13 protein-coding genes are annotated in these 16,805 nt (G+C 60.9%); 7 read left to right on the top strand and 6 right to left on the bottom strand.

Annotated features, from left to right (window positions below; genetic code table 11):
- Positions 1-113: 113 nt before the first annotated feature.
- The 4 genes from ntrC to glnA all read right to left on the bottom strand — a co-directional run bounded on the left by ntrC (position 114) and on the right by glnA (position 4,987).
- Positions 114-1,550 (bottom strand): nitrogen regulation protein NR(I), encoded by a 1,437-nt coding sequence (gene ntrC / locus ACF8E5_RS08745; RefSeq protein ID WP_058639156.1) that lies wholly within the window; start codon positions 1,548-1,550, stop codon positions 114-116.
- Positions 1,547-2,632 (bottom strand): nitrogen regulation protein NR(II), encoded by a 1,086-nt coding sequence (gene glnL / locus ACF8E5_RS08740; RefSeq protein WP_058639155.1) that lies wholly within the window; start codon positions 2,630-2,632, stop codon positions 1,547-1,549. Before glnL ends, ntrC begins: the two co-directional genes overlap by 4 nt.
- Before the next feature lie 254 nt (positions 2,633-2,886).
- Positions 2,887-3,429 (bottom strand): chorismate mutase, encoded by a 543-nt coding sequence (locus ACF8E5_RS08735; RefSeq protein WP_392475154.1) that lies wholly within the window; start codon positions 3,427-3,429, stop codon positions 2,887-2,889.
- A 151-nt stretch (positions 3,430-3,580) separates the two neighbouring features.
- A complete protein-coding gene (gene glnA / locus ACF8E5_RS08730; protein WP_023532915.1) occupies positions 3,581-4,987 on the bottom strand; it encodes a type I glutamate--ammonia ligase in 1,407 nt (468 codons plus the stop codon).
- 468 nt (positions 4,988-5,455) lie between these two features.
- Here glnA and thiI point away from each other — a divergent pair, with 468 nt between their 5' ends.
- Both thiI and typA read left to right on the top strand, forming a co-directional pair.
- Positions 5,456-6,910 carry a tRNA uracil 4-sulfurtransferase ThiI gene (thiI, locus tag ACF8E5_RS08725; RefSeq protein ID WP_326383660.1) on the top strand — a complete coding sequence of 485 codons (1,455 nt, stop codon included), beginning with the start codon at positions 5,456-5,458 and terminating at the stop codon, positions 6,908-6,910.
- Positions 6,911-7,036: 126 nt separating this feature from the next.
- The gene (gene typA / locus ACF8E5_RS08720) at positions 7,037-8,857 is read left to right on the top strand and encodes a translational GTPase TypA (protein WP_023532979.1); all 1,821 of its coding nucleotides are present in this window, start codon (positions 7,037-7,039) and stop codon (positions 8,855-8,857) included.
- Positions 8,858-8,999: 142 nt separating this feature from the next.
- Here the strand turns inward: typA and ACF8E5_RS08715 are convergent, their stop codons facing one another.
- Complete coding sequence (locus ACF8E5_RS08715) at positions 9,000-9,404, bottom strand: YkgJ family cysteine cluster protein (RefSeq protein ID WP_016712459.1); 405 nt, start codon at positions 9,402-9,404, stop codon at positions 9,000-9,002.
- Between the two features lie 185 nt (positions 9,405-9,589).
- Here ACF8E5_RS08715 and ACF8E5_RS08710 point away from each other — a divergent pair, with 185 nt between their 5' ends.
- The 5 genes from ACF8E5_RS08710 to ACF8E5_RS08690 all read left to right on the top strand — a co-directional run bounded on the left by ACF8E5_RS08710 (position 9,590) and on the right by ACF8E5_RS08690 (position 15,225).
- Positions 9,590-12,040, top strand: a complete 2,451-nt coding sequence (locus ACF8E5_RS08710) for a glycogen/starch/alpha-glucan phosphorylase (protein WP_392475153.1) — start codon at positions 9,590-9,592, stop codon at positions 12,038-12,040.
- A gap of 240 nt (positions 12,041-12,280) precedes the next feature.
- The gene (locus ACF8E5_RS08705) at positions 12,281-13,291 is read left to right on the top strand and encodes a class 1 fructose-bisphosphatase (protein ID WP_023532920.1); all 1,011 of its coding nucleotides are present in this window, start codon (positions 12,281-12,283) and stop codon (positions 13,289-13,291) included.
- 3 nt (positions 13,292-13,294) lie between these two features.
- Complete coding sequence (locus ACF8E5_RS08700) at positions 13,295-13,891, top strand: DUF924 family protein (protein WP_023533038.1); 597 nt, start codon at positions 13,295-13,297, stop codon at positions 13,889-13,891.
- A 510-nt stretch (positions 13,892-14,401) separates the two neighbouring features.
- Positions 14,402-14,656, top strand: coding sequence for an outer membrane protein assembly factor BamE (gene bamE, locus ACF8E5_RS08695; RefSeq protein WP_058604263.1), 255 nt, complete (start codon positions 14,402-14,404; stop codon positions 14,654-14,656).
- Positions 14,653-15,225 (top strand): lipocalin family protein, encoded by a 573-nt coding sequence (locus ACF8E5_RS08690; protein WP_058604264.1) that lies wholly within the window; start codon positions 14,653-14,655, stop codon positions 15,223-15,225. The genes bamE and ACF8E5_RS08690 overlap by 4 nt, the downstream gene beginning before the upstream one ends.
- Before the next feature lie 103 nt (positions 15,226-15,328).
- On the opposite strand, the gene ACF8E5_RS08685 is transcribed toward ACF8E5_RS08690, so the two are convergent.
- Complete coding sequence (locus ACF8E5_RS08685) at positions 15,329-16,693, bottom strand: formimidoylglutamate deiminase (RefSeq protein WP_145253761.1); 1,365 nt, start codon at positions 16,691-16,693, stop codon at positions 15,329-15,331.
- Positions 16,694-16,805: the final 112 nt, after the last annotated feature.

Here is a 16,805-nt window from a genome sequence, read left to right as displayed (position 1 = left end):
GCGGCCATTTGTGCCTTCAGGCGGTGCGTGTGGCACAGCAACGGTGCACCTAACCCTCAAACTGAAAAGGGCCGCTAAGCGGCCCTTCTCTGGTGTTCTGCAGCAGTCGACGCCTAGTGGTCTTCACCCTCTTCCTCATCACCACCGGCGACGTTCATGCCCAGCTCCTTGATCTTGCGCGTCAAGGTGTTGCGACCCCATCCCAGCAACAATGCCGCATCTCGGCGCCGCCCTGCGGTGTGCTTGAGGGCCGTCTCGATCATGATGCGTTCGAAACTCGGTACGGCGCTGTCGAGCAAGCTGGTCTGCCCGCGCGCCAGTGCCTGGTCCGCCCACTGGCGCAGCGCTTGCTCCCAGTTGGTAACCGGCGTGGCATCCTGCGGCAGGTTCAATAACTCAGGTGGCAAATCGCCGATCAGTACCTCACGGCTCGAAGCCATTACCGTGATCCAGCGGCAGGTGTTTTCCATCTGTCGCACGTTGCCCGGCCATGGCAGGTTGCGGATGAATTCCTCGGTCTCGGGCTTGAGTACCTTGGGTTCTACCGACAGCTCCTGGGCCGCCCTGGCCAGGAAATGGCGAGCAAGGGCGGGAATGTCTTCACGGCGATCTGCCAACCGAGGGATATGAATGCGAATGACGTTCAGGCGATGGAACAGGTCTTCGCGGAACTTGCCGGCCTGCACCAGCGCCTCCAGGTTCTGGTGGGTCGCTGCAATGATGCGCACATCGACCTTGACCGGAATGTGGCCGCCGACGCGATAGAACTCGCCGTCGGCCAGCACGCGCAGCAGGCGCGTCTGGGTATCGGCCGGCATGTCGCCGATTTCATCGAGAAACAGTGTGCCGCCGTCCGCTTGCTCGAAGCGTCCTCGACGCAGGTTGGCCGCGCCAGTGAAAGCGCCTTTTTCATGGCCAAACAGCTCCGACTCCATCAGGTCCTTGGGGATCGCCGCCATGTTCAAGGCGATGAAAGGTGCGGCTGCACGCGGGCTGTGCCGATGCAGTGCGTGGGCGACCAGCTCCTTGCCCGTACCGGACTCGCCATTGATCAGTACGGTGATGTTGGAATGGCTCAGGCGCCCGATGGCACGGAACACCTCCTGCATTGCCGGTGCTTCACCGATGATTTCAGGCGTGCGCGCCAGGTTTTGCGGCACCTCCAACCCTTGCTGCTCCTGGGCGTGCTGGTTGGCACGCTTGACCAGGGCAACCGCTTCATCCACATCGAAAGGTTTGGGCAAATACTCGAAAGCGCCGCCCTGGTATGACGCCACTGCGCTATCCAGGTCCGAGTGTGCGGTCATGATGATGACCGGCAGGCGAGGGTGTTGGTCGCGTATCTGCGCCAGAAGCTCCAGGCCACTGGAGCCAGGCATGCGGATGTCGGAAATGATCACGTCTGGCTGCTGACGGGCCAGGCGACCCATGACACCCTCGGCGCTGTCGAAGCTCTGGGTGGTCATCCCTTCCTGTTGCAGGGCTTTTTCAAGGACCCAGCGAATGGAGCGATCATCGTCGACGATCCATACGGTTTCACTTCGGCTCATGAGGCGGTGGCTCCTTGTTCCAGGGGCAGATAGATTGAGAAGGCGGTGTGGCCTGCGTGGCTTTCACACTCGATCAGCCCCTGGTGCTGGCTGATGATGTTTTGGGTAATGGCCAGGCCCAGGCCGGTACCGTCCGGGCGACCACTGACCATGGGGTAGAAGAGGGTGTCCTGCAGCTCGGCAGGGATGCCAGGGCCGTTGTCGATGATCTCGACGCGTGCCACCAGGCGATGGCGCACGTGGCCGATGGTGAACTGGCGCAGTGCCCGGCTGCGCAAGGTGATGCGGCCCAGGCGCAGCTCATTTTGCGAGCTGATGGCCTGCATGGCGTTGCGCACGATGTTGAGCACCGCCTGGATCATCTGTTCGCGGTCGATCAGCACGTCCGGAAGGCTGGGGTCATAGTCGCGCGCCAGGGTGATGCAGCCCTGGCTTTCGGCCTCCACCAAGCTGCATACCCGCTCCAGCACCTCGTGGATATTGGTCATGGCCAGCGACGGCAGCTTGTTCGAGCCCAGCATGCGATCGACCAGGTTTCGCAGGCGGTCAGCTTCCTCGATGATCACGTTGGTGTAATCGCGCAAGCTCTCTTCGGGCAACTGACGCGCCAGCAATTGTGCTGCACCGCGAATACCGCCCAGCGGGTTCTTGATCTCATGGGCCAAGCCACGCACCAGCATCTTGGTGGTCTCTTGCTTGCTCAGCTGGGCTTCTTCCTTGGTGATGCGCAGCAGGCGATCGCGCGGGTGGACCTCCAGCAAGAGCAAGGTCTGGCCCAGGTGCAGGATTGGTGTGACGGCATAGTCCACCGTGATGGTCTGCCCCGTCAGCGAGGTCAACTGGGCTTCACGCTTGGTGAAGGGGTGCGCCTGCTCCACGGCCTGACGCAGCGAACTCAACGCTTCGGTGGACTCGGTGAACAGTTCGCTGATGAACTGCCCGTGACTGCGCTGGCCACTGACGGCTAGCAGCATTTCGGCGGCCGGGTTCATGTACTCCAGCCGCAGCTCGGCATTGAGCAGCAGCGTGGCCGTGGTCAGGTTGTCCAAAAGCAGACGGTGTTGTGCATCGCTGATGGTCATGGTGCGGCGTCGACCTCTTTCGGTGCTTGCTGGCAAAGGAGGCGCGCGATGCGCGACACATCCAGTGGTGGCTGTTGGTCTGGAAATGCAAGAAACAAACCAAGGCGCCGAAAAGAGGCAGATTCGACAGAATCCTGTGAGTTTTCGCCCAGATTCGCACCAGAAGACACTGCATTAACGTTTCAGGTGCCTCATTATGGCTTGAATCGCAGTGCGGCCATGGAATTGCTGCACCATTTTGGAGCATAGGGTGTTTAAGACGGATCGCAAAGCTGGCCAGTTGCCCTGATCATGCCCTGCTTCATCAGCGGTGCACTTGGCCGGCTCGCAATAGCGGTGGCCACGCTTCGTGCGCAGGCCTGACCGTCCTGACGCCTGAATGCCGCGAGCTGTTTAAGCAACTGACCTTGTAGCCTGTCCAGCTTCGGGCGAATGACGGTCTGCAGGTCCGCCCGAAGGTTGTCCGGCGCCCGCCCTTCCAGGCGCCATTGGTGAAGCAGGGTGTACTGCACGAGCTTGTTGGCTTCTATCTGGTCGGCAAAAAAGGCTTCGGCATCGTGCGGGGCCAGGCCCAGCCCGGGCGCGGCCACCTGCACGCGCGCCAAGACTGCTTGCTCGCGGTCAGTGGCTTGCACGGGTTGCTCTTTGTCCCATTTGTGCAGGGCAACGGCCTGTGCAATGGCCAGGCGCTGCTCAATGGTATCTAGCAACGGCTCAAGAGCAGGGTGCCGCGGTGAAGCGGCGCTGCAGCCGCTCAAGCTGAACGCGGTGAGCAGGCAAAGCAGTCGATTGCGCATGGGGTGCCTCCTTAGGATGGAGGCTTGATTTTGAGAGGGAAGGGCAACGGATCGAGGTAGGCAACTTCCGAAATGCTTGAAGTCCAAAACGCAAACGGCCTCCCAAGGGAGGCCGTTTCGATCATGTCATCGGCGCCAGGCGCCGATCAGATCAGCAGCTGTAGTACAGCTCGTATTCAAGCGGGTGAACGAAGGTGCGGACCTTGATTTCTTCTTCGCTCTTGAGCTCGATGAACGCGTCGATGAAGTCGTCGGAGAAGACGCCGCCCTTGGTCAGGAACGCACGACCTTTGTCCAGCTCTTCCAGCGCTTCTTTCAAGCTGCCGCACACCTGCGGGATGTCCTTGGCTTCTTCAGGCGGCAGGTCATACAGGTTTTTGTCGGCTGCATCGCCTGGGTGGATCTTGTTCTGGATGCCGTCCAGGCCAGCCATCAGCAAGGCCGCGAAGGCCAGGTATGGGTTGGCCGATGGGTCCGGGAAGCGCGCTTCGATACGGCGGGCTTTCGGGCTGCCAACATAGGGAATACGGATCGAAGCCGAACGGTTGCGCGCCGAGTAGGCCAGCATTACCGGTGCTTCGAAACCTGGGACCAGACGCTTGTACGAGTTGGTCGACGGGTTGGTGAAGCCGTTCAGGGCCTTACCGTGCTTGATGATGCCGCCGATGAAGTACAGGGCGGTGTCAGACAGGCCGGCATAGCCTTCACCTGCGAAGGTGTTCTTGCCGTCTTTCCAGATCGACATGTGCACGTGCATGCCCGAGCCGTTGTCGCCGTACAGCGGCTTTGGCATGAAGGTCGCGGTGCGGCCGTAGGCGTCGGCAACATTGTGCACGACATACTTAAGAGCCTGGACTTCGTCGGCCTTCTTCACCAGGGTGTTGAACTTGACGCCGATTTCGTTCTGGCCGGCAGTGGCCACTTCGTGGTGGTGCACTTCGACCAGTTGGCCCATTTCTTCCAGTGCGTTGCACATGGCAGTACGGATTTCGTGGTCGTGGTCGAAGGGTGGCACGGGGAAGTAGCCACCTTTGACGCCTGGACGGTGGCCTTTGTTGCCGCCTTCGATATCGGCACCGGTCATCCACGAGCCTTGCTCGGAGAAGATCTTGAACATCGAGCCGGAGATGTCCGACTGGAACTTCACTTCGTCGAAGATGAAGAATTCAGGCTCTGGGCCGGCGAACACGGTGTCACCGATGCCAGTGCTCTTGAGGTATTCCTCTGCGCGCTTGGCGATCGCACGTGGGTCGCGGTCGTAGCCCTGCATGCTCGACGGGTCGACGATGTCACAGGTGATGATCAGCGTCGGCTCTTCGGTGAACGGATCCAAAACGGCAGTTTCGTCCACCGGCATCAGGATCATGTCGGAGGCTTCGATGCCTTTCCAGCCAGCGATGGAGGAGCCGTCGAACATCTTGCCGACTTCGAAGAAGTCTTCGTCCAACGCATCACGCGCCGGCATGGTCACGTGGTGCTGAGTACCTTTGGTGTCCGTGAAACGCAGATCAATCCACTTGACGTCATGATCTTTGATGAGCTGAACCGACTTCGACATGTTGTCCTCCGGATGGTCTAGGGCACGGTTGGCCGCCGCCCTGGAAAAAGGGTGTTGCCGGGCGCGGATAGTCGGCCAAGCTTACCTGCCTCACAAGGGAGCAAATTGCATGCCAGTGCTCGAAAATGGCGAGGTCTGGACAGAAGGAGGCGTTTACGGGCATCTGGCTGGGGCTGCAGATGAAAAAGTGCACCCTTACGATGCGATTTTTTTGAGTTTCGCACCAATAGGGTGCGTCGGGTTGGATGGCTGTGAGCTGGCCATGTTCCAGGTATGGGTTCAACCAGATGCTATGCGCCGTCTACCCCTACCATGCAGATACCTCCTCAAGCCCCAAAGCGCGGTGTCTGAAGGTGGTCTCCTGCATTTTTCTGCAAGCTTCTGCTCAAAAGTTGGTCAAATCCTGAGCAATTTCCGATATAATTCGCGCCCCTCATTTTCGGCAGGCCCTGCGCGCGCTGTAAACCAATGAAACTTATCGTCAAAGTCTTCCCAGAGATCACCATCAAGAGCCGGCCGGTGCGCAAGCGCTTCATCCGTCAGCTCGCCAAGAACATCCGCAACGTGCTCAAGGATCTGGATCCTGAGCTCGTGGTCGATGGTGTCTGGGACAACCTCGAAGTGATCACCCGCATCGAGGACGACAAGGTTCAGCGCGAGATCGTCGAGCGCCTGACCTGTACACCGGGTATCACCCACTTCCTGCAGGTCGAGGAGTACCCCCTGGGTGACTTCGACGACATCGTTGCCAAGTGCAAGCAGCACTTCGGTCACCTGCTGGCTGGCAAGCACTTTGCGGTGCGTTGCAAGCGCGGTGGGCACCACGACTTCACGTCGATGGACGTTGATCGCTACGTTGGCAGCCAGTTGCGCCAGCAGTGCGGTGCGGCCGGTATCACGTTGAAGAACCCGGATGTGCTGGTACGCATCGAAATTCGCAACCAGCGCCTGTTCGTGATCCACAACCAGCACCAGGGGATCGGCGGTTACCCGCTTGGCGCCCTGGAGCAGACCTTGGTCCTGATGTCCGGCGGCTTCGACTCTACCGTGGCCGCCTACCAGATGATGCGTCGCGGCCTGATGACGCACTTCTGCTTCTTCAACCTCGGCGGACGTGCCCACGAACTGGGCGTGATGGAAGTGGCACATTTCCTTTGGAAGAAGTACGGCAGCAGCCAGCGCGTACTGTTCATCAGCGTGCCCTTCGAGGAAGTGGTCGGCGAGATCCTCAACAAGGTCGACAACAGCTACATGGGCGTCACCCTCAAACGCATGATGCTGCGCGCCGCGACGCGCATGGCCGAGCGACTCGAGATCAACGCACTGGTGACCGGCGAAGCCATATCCCAGGTGTCCAGCCAGACCCTGCCGAACCTGTCGATCATCGACTCGGCCACCGACATGCTGGTGCTGCGCCCTCTGCTGGCGACCCACAAGCAGGACATCATCGACCAGGCCAACGCCATCGGGACCGCCGATTTCGCCAAGCACATGCCTGAGTACTGCGGCGTGATTTCGGTGAACCCGACCACCCATGCCAAGCGTCACCGCATGGAGCACGAAGAAAAGCAGTTCGAGATGCAGGTGCTCGAGCGCGCCATTGAGCGCGCCAAGTTCATCTCCATCGACCATGTGATCGATGAGCTGGGCAAGGACATCGAGATCGAAGAAGTGGCCGAGGCATTGCCGGGCCAGATCGTCATCGATATCCGCCACCCCGACGCCCAGGAGGACGAGCCTCTGGCGATCGACGGTATCGAAGTCCAGGCGCTCCCGTTCTATGCCATCAACAGCAAGTTCAAGCACCTGGACCCCACGCGCCAGTACTTGCTGTATTGCGACAAAGGTGTGATGAGCCGTCTGCACGCACACCACCTGCTCAGTGAGGGACATGCCAATGTGCGTGTTTATCGTCCGGCATAAGACGCCAGGGCTGTATGGCGGCAGCATCCGCCATCGCCCTCCCGACCTACGGGCCCGCTGAGCCTCAAACGTACTTATTCGCCGCCTACACTGGCGGCAACCGAATCCTCTGATCGAGATACAGTTGTGATCGAAAATCTGCGTAACATCGCCATCATCGCCCACGTTGACCATGGTAAAACCACCCTGGTCGACAAACTCCTGCGCCAGTCGGGCACGCTCGAGCGTAACGAGCTCAACGACGAGCGCGTGATGGACTCCAACGACCAGGAAAAAGAGCGCGGCATTACCATTCTGGCGAAGAACACCGCCATCAACTGGAACGGCTACCACATCAACATCGTCGACACCCCCGGCCACGCCGACTTCGGTGGCGAGGTTGAGCGTGTGATGTCGATGGTCGACTCCGTGCTGCTGCTGGTCGATGCCCAGGACGGCCCGATGCCACAGACCCGCTTCGTGACCAAGAAGGCGTTCGAAGCTGGCCTCAAGCCAATCGTGGTCATCAACAAGGTCGACCGTCCGGGCGCGCGTCCTGACTGGGTTCTGGACCAGATCTTCGATCTGTTCGACAACCTGGGCGCCACCGATGAGCAGCTGGACTTCAAAGTCGTCTACGCCTCGGCCCTGAACGGCATCGCCGGCCTGGACCACACCGATATGGCCGAAGACATGACCCCGCTGTATCAGTCGATCATCGACAACGTACCTGCGCCTTCGGTTGACCGTGACGGCCCGTTCCAGATGCAAATCTCGGCACTGGACTACAACAGCTTCCTCGGCGTGATCGGCGTTGGCCGCATCGCCCGTGGTCGCGTCAAGCCCAACACCCCGGTTGTCGCCATCGACACCAACGGCAAGAAGCGTAACGGTCGTATCCTGAAGCTGATGGGCCACCACGGTCTGCACCGCGTCGACGTTGAAGAAGCCCAGGCTGGCGACATCGTCTGCATCAGCGGTTTCGACGAGCTGTTCATCTCCGACACCCTGTGTGACCCAACCGCGGTCGAGGCGATGAAGCCACTGACCGTTGACGAGCCAACCGTATCCATGACCTTCCAGGTCAACGATTCGCCGTTCTGCGGCAAGGAAGGCAAGTTCGTCACCAGCCGGAACATCAAGGACCGTCTGGACAAGGAACTGCTGTACAACGTGGCCCTGCGCGTTCAGGAAACCGATTCCCCTGACAAGTTCAAGGTATCGGGCCGTGGCGAGCTGCACCTGTCGGTACTGATCGAAACCATGCGTCGCGAAGGCTTCGAGATGGCTGTGGGCCGCCCGGAAGTGATCATTCGTGAAGTCGACGGCGTCAAGCAAGAGCCGTTCGAAAACGTCACCATCGACATCCCTGAAGAATCCCAGGGCAAGGTCATGGAAGAGATGGGCCTGCGTAAGGGCGACCTGACCAACATGGTTCCGGATGGCAAAGGCCGTGTGCGCCTTGAGTACAACATCCCGGCCCGTGGCCTGATCGGTTTCCGTAACCAGTTCCTGACCCTGACCAACGGTGCAGGCATCCTGACCTCGATCTTCGACCGCTACGACACCATGAAGTCGGGCCAGATGTCCGGTCGTCTGAACGGTGTGCTGGTGTCGGTCGAGACTGGCAAGGCGCTGACCTATTCCCTGGAAACCCTGCAGGCGCGCGGCAAGCTGTTCGTCGAGCACGGTCAGGAAATCTACGGTGGTCAGATCATTGGCCTGAACAGCCGCGACAACGACCTGGGCGTGAACCCGACCAAAGGCAAGAAGCTCGACAACATGCGTGCTTCGGGCAAGGACGAAGTCATCGCCCTGGTACCGCCAGTGCGTCACACCCTGGAACAGGCCCTGGAATTCATCCAGGACGACGAGCTGTGCGAAGTCACACCTAAGTCGATCCGTCTGCGCAAGAAGATCCTGGACGAAGGCGAGCGTACCCGCGCTGCCAAGAAAGCCAAGAACTGAGTTAGCTCAGGCCCAATGAAAACGCCCCCGGTCGAAAGGCCGGGGGCGTTTTTGTTTGTCTGGCGACTCGTTGCCCTGTCGGTGGCCAGCGAGGCTCCAGCAGTCAGTAAAAATACGAAAGGTTATCGAGCCCTATTGCGACTCAGCGCCCAACCACCTTCGGCTTGTAAGCACAATACCCCGGCCGTGGTCCGACCTTCGGATGGTTGCGGCAGGTGTCGGGGCGCTTGTCATAAATGGTGCACAGCCGGCTCTTACGATCCAGATACATGCAATCGTCGTTGCTCATGCGCGTCAGGGTGAAGATGCCCGACTTCTGGTTGAAGCGCTCGATGATGCCTTCTTTCTGCAAGCGCTTGGCCACGTTTTTGGGCGGCTCGTCTTTTTCGAATTCATCCACCACGCCGATGCGGATCAGGTCCTTGATCTTGACCTCCACCGGCAAGGTGCAGCAAGTTGAGTGGCAGCCGCCGCACATGTGGCTGGCATAGCGCTGCCAAGTCTCCAGGCGGTCGACTTCGGCAGCGGCGATCAGGGTCGTTTTCATCGTTTTATGAGGTGGATCACGGTGTAGGGCGCGCGATGATACCGGAATTGTTCAATTTATGAACAATTTTATGACCGGTTGCACGCTGCCGCGCAAATACTCGAACACTGGTGATTGCGGCCGGTCGAAGCGTCTAGGCTCAACATTTGCTTTCTGCTCTTGTCCACTTGCCCCGAGGATGACGCATGTCCCAGGAACCCAAAGCGCGTGACGCTGAAGTCGCGGATTTTCGCGCCGCAGTGCTGGATAAACTCACCTATGCCGTCGGCAAGGACCCGGAGCATGCTTTCGACCATGACTGGTTCGAAGCCATCGCCCTGGCCGCGCGCGACCATATGGTCGATCACTGGATGGACCATACCCGGCAATCCTACCGACGCAGCCAGAAGCGGGTGTACTACCTCTCCTTGGAGTTCCTGATCGGTCGCCTGCTGTATGACAGCCTGAGCAACCTGGGCCTGTTGGACATCGCGCGCGAAGCGCTGGACGGCCTGGATGTGGACCTGGAGCGCATTCGCCTGCTCGAGCCCGATGCGGCGTTGGGCAACGGCGGCCTGGGCCGGCTGGCGGCATGCTTCATGGAAAGCATGTCGACGCTGGGCATTGCTGCGCATGGCTACGGCATCCGCTACGAGCACGGCCTGTTCCGGCAGGCGATGGTGGACGGCTGGCAGCAGGAACAGACGGAAAACTGGCTGGATTTCGGTAACCCATGGGAATTCGAGCGGGCCGAAGTCATCTACCCCATCAGTTTTGGTGGCAGCGTCGAAACGGTCAGCGACACGCATGGCAACCAGCGCCAGGTGTGGTCACCCAGCGAAACCGTCCGGGCGGTGGCGTATGACACGCCGGTGGTCGGCTGGCGAGGCTCCAGCGTCAATACCTTGCGCCTGTGGCGTGCACGGGCGCTGGAAGAGCTGCACCTGGAGCGCTTCAACGCAGGTGACCACCTGGGCGCCGTTGCCGAGGTGGCGCGCGCCGAAAGCATCTCCCGCGTGCTGTACCCGGCCGACAGTACCGAGGCTGGCCAGGAACTGCGCCTGCGCCAGGAATACTTCTTCGTGTCGGCATCGCTGCAAGACCTGCTGCGTCGGCACCTGAACATGCACGATAACTTGCTGAACCTGCCCGATGCGGCGGCCATCCAGCTCAACGATACCCACCCCTCCATTGCTGTGGCCGAGCTGATGCGGTTGCTGGTCGATGAACATCAGATCCCCTGGGATACCGCCTGGGAACTGACCGTGGGCACCTTGGCCTACACCAACCACACCTTGCTGCCCGAGGCCCTGGAAACCTGGCCGGTGGCATTGATGGAGCGCATGCTGCCCAGGCACATGCAGATCATCTACCTGATCAACGCCTACCATATCGACTCGTTGCGGGCCAAAGACATGCACGACTTCGACGTGCTGCGTGCTGTGTCCTTGATCGAAGAAGACAACGGCCGGCGGGTGCGCATGGGCAACCTGGCCTTCCTGGGCTCGCACAGCGTCAATGGCGTGTCGGCCCTGCACAGCCAATTGATGAAAAGCACGGTCTTTTCCGAGTTGCACAAGCTGTACCCGCAGCGAATCAACAACAAGACCAACGGCATCACCTTCCGCCGCTGGCTCTACCAGTCCAACCCCCAGCTGACCCGCATGCTGGTGGAGGCATTGGGCCCGGAACTTCTGGACGATCCTGAGCGGCTGTTGACCGGGCTGGCTCCGTTCGCCGACAAAGCCAGTTTCTGCAAGCAGTTCGCGGCGCAGCGGCTGCACAGCAAGCGTGCATTGGCGAGCATCATCCAGGACCGGGTGGGCGTTACGGTGAACCCGGAGGCGATGTTCGACGTGCAGGTCAAGCGCATCCACGAGTACAAGCGGCAATTGCTCAACCTGCTGCACACCGTCGCGTTGTACCAGGCCATTCGCCACGACCCGGGTACGCACTGGGTACCGCGGGTCAAGATCTTCGCGGGCAAAGCGGCGGCCAGCTACCATCAGGCCAAGCTCATCATCAAGCTGACCAACGACATCGCGCGCGTGGTCAACAACGATCCCACCGTGCGCGGCCTGCTCAAGGTGGTGTTCCTGCCCAATTACAACGTCAGCCTAGCCGAAAGCATTATCCCGGCCGCGGACCTTTCCGAGCAGATATCCACTGCCGGTTACGAGGCCTCGGGTACTAGCAACATGAAGTTCGGCCTCAATGGCGCCCTGACCATCGGCACCCTCGATGGCGCGAACGTGGAGATGAGTGAGCAGGTCGGCCCCGACAACATGTTCATCTTCGGGTTGACGGCGCAGCAGGTCGAGGCGCGCAAGCGCGCTGGCGATTTTGGTGCCTCTGCTGCCATCGCGGCCTCCGGGCGCTTGAACGATGTGTTGCAGGCCATTCGCAGTGGCGTGTTCTCCTCGGACGACCCTTCGCGTTACACCGGTCTGATCGATGGCCTGATTGGCTACGACCGCTTCATGGTCTGCGCCGACTTCGATGCCTATTGGGATGCTCAGCAACGGGTGGAAGACCTGTGGCACCAGCCGCAGCAGTGGTGGCGCATGGCTGTGCTGAACACGGCACGCATGGGCTGGTTCTCGTCGGACAGGACCATCCGCGAGTACGCGACCGAGATCTGGAAGGCACTGGACTGACACAGGGACGGCCAGGGGGGCACCGCTCTGGCTCGTCAGCGTTGCCATCTGTAGCGAGCACAGGCTGGCCGGCGCCAGGATGGGGCCGGCAGCCCGGTGCCCGACCGTCGGCCTGGCGAGCGCTGAACTCCCGATCCATTGTGCCGTCTGACAGCCGTGGCGAGTCTCATCGCTCGCTAGCCCGCCGCTCTCCCTGTAAACTGCGTGGGTTTTCCATCCCCAATCCTGTTGGAGCCATACATGTCCCGCGTTACCCTTAGTCGCTATCTGATTGAGCAGACCCGCAGCAACAATACCCCTGCCGATCTGCGCTTCCTGATCGAAGTGGTGGCGCGTGCGTGCAAGGAAATCAGCCACCACGTGTCCAAGGGCGCCCTTGGCGGCGTGCTGGGCAGCATGGGCACCGAAAACGTCCAGGGCGAAGTTCAGAAGAAGCTGGACGTGATCTCCAATGACATCCTGCTCGAAGCCAACGAGTGGGGCGGTCATCTGGCCGGCATGGCGTCCGAAGAAATGGACAATGCCTACCAGATTCCGGGTCGCTACCCCAAAGGTGCCTACCTGCTGGTCTTCGACCCGCTGGACGGCTCCTCCAACATTGATGTCAACGTGTCGGTCGGCACCATCTTCTCGGTACTGCGTTGCCCCAACGAGTACCTGAGCCAGAACGAAACCCTGAACGAAAATGCCTTCCTGCAGCCGGGTACCGAGCAGGTGGCGGCCGGCTATGCCATCTATGGCCCGCAAACCATGCTGATCCTGACCCTGGGCAACGGCGTCAAGGGCTTCACCCTGGATCGCGAATTGGGCAGCTTCGTGCTGACTCACGAGAACATCAGTATTCCGGAAACCACCGCCGAATTCGCCATCAACATGTCCAACCAGCGTCACTGGGAAGCCCCGGTACAGCGCTACGTGGGCGAGTTGCTGGCAGGCGAGACCGGCCCGCTGAAAAAGAACTACAACATGCGTTGGATCGCCTCGATGGTGGCCGACGTACACCGTATTCTGACCCGTGGCGGCCTGTTCATGTACCCGCGCGATGCCCGTGAGCCGAGCAAGCCGGGCAAGCTGCGCCTGATGTATGAGGCCAACCCGATGTCGTTCATCATCGAACAGGCCGGTGGCGCGTCCACCAACGGTTACGACCGCATCCTCGACATTCAGCCAGAAAGCCTGCACCAGCGCGTGTCGGTGATCCTGGGCTCGAAGGAAGAGGTCGAGCGCGTCACCGCCTACCACAAGGAGTAAGTCATGCTCGCACCTTGGCAGCCTTTGCTGGAATGGTGGTTCGGTTGGGGCACCAGTGCCCAGGCCGTGGCTGACGAGAAGAGCGCCCAATGGTTCGGCAAGCATCACGACGCCGAGGCTCAGGCGCTGTTCGGTGAGCTTGTAGAACAGGCGTTGGCTGGCGGGCTAGACGAGTGGCAGCAAAGCCCTCAGGGCTGGCTCGGGCTTCTGCTTCTGCTCGATCAGTTGCCACGCATGATCTACCGCGACACGCCGCGTGCGTTCGAAGGTGATCGGCGTGCGCAAGTGGTTGCCCTGCAAGGGTTGCAGAAGGACTGGGATTACCAGTTGCTCCCGATCCAGCGGGTATTCGTGCTGCTGGTGCTCGAACATGCCGAAGTGCTGGACTGGCAGAACATGTCCGTCGAGCGCTACCAGGTGCTGCTCGATGAGCAGCCTGAAGCCAACCGTCGGTTGTTCGAAGGTTTTCTGGATTATGCCCAGCAGCACCAGCGGGTGATCGAGCGGTTCGGCCGGTTCCCGCACCGCAACCTGGTGTTGGACAGGCCAAGTACCAGTGAAGAAATGGACTTTCTGCTCGAGCCCGGTTCCAGGTTCTGAAGCGGCGTTGTGCGTCCAATGCCTGAGGCCGCCCTTCATGGGCTAATGCGATTGACTTGAAACCGTTGGGGCCGCTGTGCGGCCCATCGCGGCCGGTCCGGCGCCCCGGCGAGGCCGCTCCAACCAACCACGTAGCGCCTGAATTGACGGGTTCGCAGCTGGGGCCGCTTTACGGCCAGTCTGGCATACCGGTAAAGCCGGTCCCGCCACGTTCTGCGGCCTCGCCTATTCAGGCATCACGCGGTCAGTGTAGGAGCGGCCTCGCCGGGGCGCCGGACCGGCCGCGATGGGCCGCACAGCGGCCCCAGTGGTGTCCGCTATTTCAGGGCTAGCCCAAGCATATAAAACCCCATACAGAACACACCCATCCCCCGGAGGCTCATTCGAATAAGCCGTTTTCCCGATCAGCGGTAGCAGTCATGGGCAGGCCCACCAGGGAACCTGGGAGGCATTTTCCCGTCGAAGGGCACTGCAGGCCACTCGCCTGCTCCCTCGTTCAGGAGTGTCTTCATGTCGTTGCGTTCCCTCGCCCTGTTGTCGCTGTGTGTCGTGCTTGTCGCCTGCAGCAAGATCAATCAGGAAAACTATTCCAAACTCAAGGCTGGCATGAGCAAGGCCGACGTCGAGCAATTGCTCGGCACGCCAACCGAGTGCTCGGGCGCTTTGGGCATGAGCAGTTGCACGTGGGGGGACGAACGTAGCTTCATCAGCGTGCAGTACGCGTCGAACAAAGTCTTGATGTATTCCGGGCAGGGCCTCAAATGAGGGCTGTCGGTCTGCTGTTGGGTCTGTGCCTAACCCTCTTGCTCGGCGGGTGCGCGGGGTCGATGAATGACCCGCTTGCACCGAAAACCGCAGGGCAGGTTGATCTCAAGCGTTATCAGGGCAAGTGGTACGAGCTTGCACGCTTGCCCATGCGCTATCAGGCCGGCTGCGAACAGTCCGAGGCGCATTACAACCTACGGCCCGACGGGTCGTTCGGTCTGCTGAACCGCTGCCGCACCCTGGGTGACGAGTGGTTGCGTGCCGAGGGCCGCGCCTATATCGAGGCGCCAGGTCATACCGACAGGCTGTGGGTCGAGTTCGATAACTGGTTCACACGGCTGGTCCCGGGCGTTGCCAGGGGCGAATACTGGATCTTGTACGTGGACGAGCGGTACCGCACCGCGGTCGTCGGCAGCCCGGACCGCAAATACTTGTGGATTCTGTCACGCACGCCCAGCTTGCCGGCCTGGGAGCGCGAGCACTTGCTGGCCAAGGCTCGCCAGCAGGGCTACGACACCAGCCGGTTGATTTGGCGAGCTTCCGATCAGCAGATCGTCAAGATGCACTGAGGACGTTGCAGGCGTGGTGGGCCGAAAGGAACGTCAAGCCTACCGGGTTCTCCTGTACTGCCTCAGCTTGAATCGCGGTCGCCACTACGCGGCCTCGATCCCTTCATCCCAAAAGCTGCCGCAGCACCTGAGCGAATGCCGCCCGGCTTTGCTCCTCTTGCAGATGATGGCCTTGGCGTACCACCCACTGTCCATTGACCATCACGTCGCGCACCTGCCGATCGCCGCCGGCAAACAGCCACCGATTGAGAATGCCGTCGCCATCGGTTGTGGCGATGTAGGGGTCCTGATCATCAAGCACCAGCCAGTCGGCGCGCTTGCCTACAGCCAGTTCGCCAATGGGCTGGCCCAGCGCCTGTGCACCCCCTGCCCACGCAGCGTCAAGCAAGGTGCGCCCGACCATGGGTTGATCATGGCGATGCAAGCGGTTGCGCCTTTGGTCGCGCAGGCGTTGGCCGTATTCCAGCCAGCGCAGCTCTTCGACCACGCTTAGCGAGACATGGCTGTCCGAACCAATCCCCAGGCGCCCGCCCTGCGCAAGGTAATCCGCAGCCGGGAAAATGCCGTCGCCCAGGTTGGCTTCGGTCGTCAGGCACAATCCCGCCACGGCGCCGCTGCGGGCCATGGCTGTCACTTCGTCGGGCTGGGCGTGGGTGGCGTGTACCAGGCACCAGCGCTCATCCACGGCCACGTGTTCATACAGCCATTGCAAGGGCCGCAGACCGCTCCAGGCCAGGCAGTCATCGACTTCCCGTTGCTGCTCGGCAATATGAATGTGCACCGGGCATTGATCGTCACTGGCTGCCAACACCTCGGCGATTTGCCCAGGCGTCACAGCCCGCAGCGAGTGAAAGCACAAGCCCAGCCTCTGCGCCGGTTGCGCGGCCACCAGCGGCGCCAGTCGCGCCTGCAGTTGCAGGTAGTGGTCGGTGGACTGGATGAACCGGCGTTGGCCAGCGCTTGGCGTCTGGCCGCCAAAGCCTGCATGGCTATAAAGCACCGGCAGCAGGGTCAGGCCGATACCGCTCTGCGCGGCCGCTGCGCTGATCCGGCGAGACAACTCGGTCGGGTCTGCATACGCATTACCTGCCTGGTCGTGGTGCACGTAATGGAACTCCGCCACCGCGGTATAGCCCGCTTTGAGCATCTCGATGTAGAGCTGGCGGGCGATGACCTGCAACTGCTCAGCTGTGATCTGCCCGACCAGGCGGTACATGAGGTCGCGCCAGGTCCAGAAGCTGTCACTGGGGTCGCCGGCGACTTCGGCAAGCCCGGCCATGGCGCGCTGGAACGCATGGGAATGCACATTCGGCATACCGGGCAGTACGGGGCCCGCCAGATGCTCTGCGCCGTCGGCGCAAGCGTCGGCTTCAACCCGCGTCAGGTACCCGTCCACGCCGACGTCGAAGCGCACATCGCGGGCCCACCCTGAGGGCAACAAGGCACGTTGGGCAAAATAGGCGGGCATTACAGGCTCCTGTTTTTGTTAGGTTGTATATACATATACAGGCGTTTGCCTGCCGGGTAAACTCCGGCAAGCTAATGCTCATTTCTTATGCACAAGGATTCCTGGCCGTGCC

It is taken from the genome of Pseudomonas sp. WSY_20 (assembly GCF_043104335.1).
Classification (GTDB): Bacteria; Pseudomonadota; Gammaproteobacteria; order Pseudomonadales; family Pseudomonadaceae; genus Aquipseudomonas; species Aquipseudomonas parafulva_B.
This window is presented reverse-complemented; position numbering and strand designations above follow the sequence as displayed.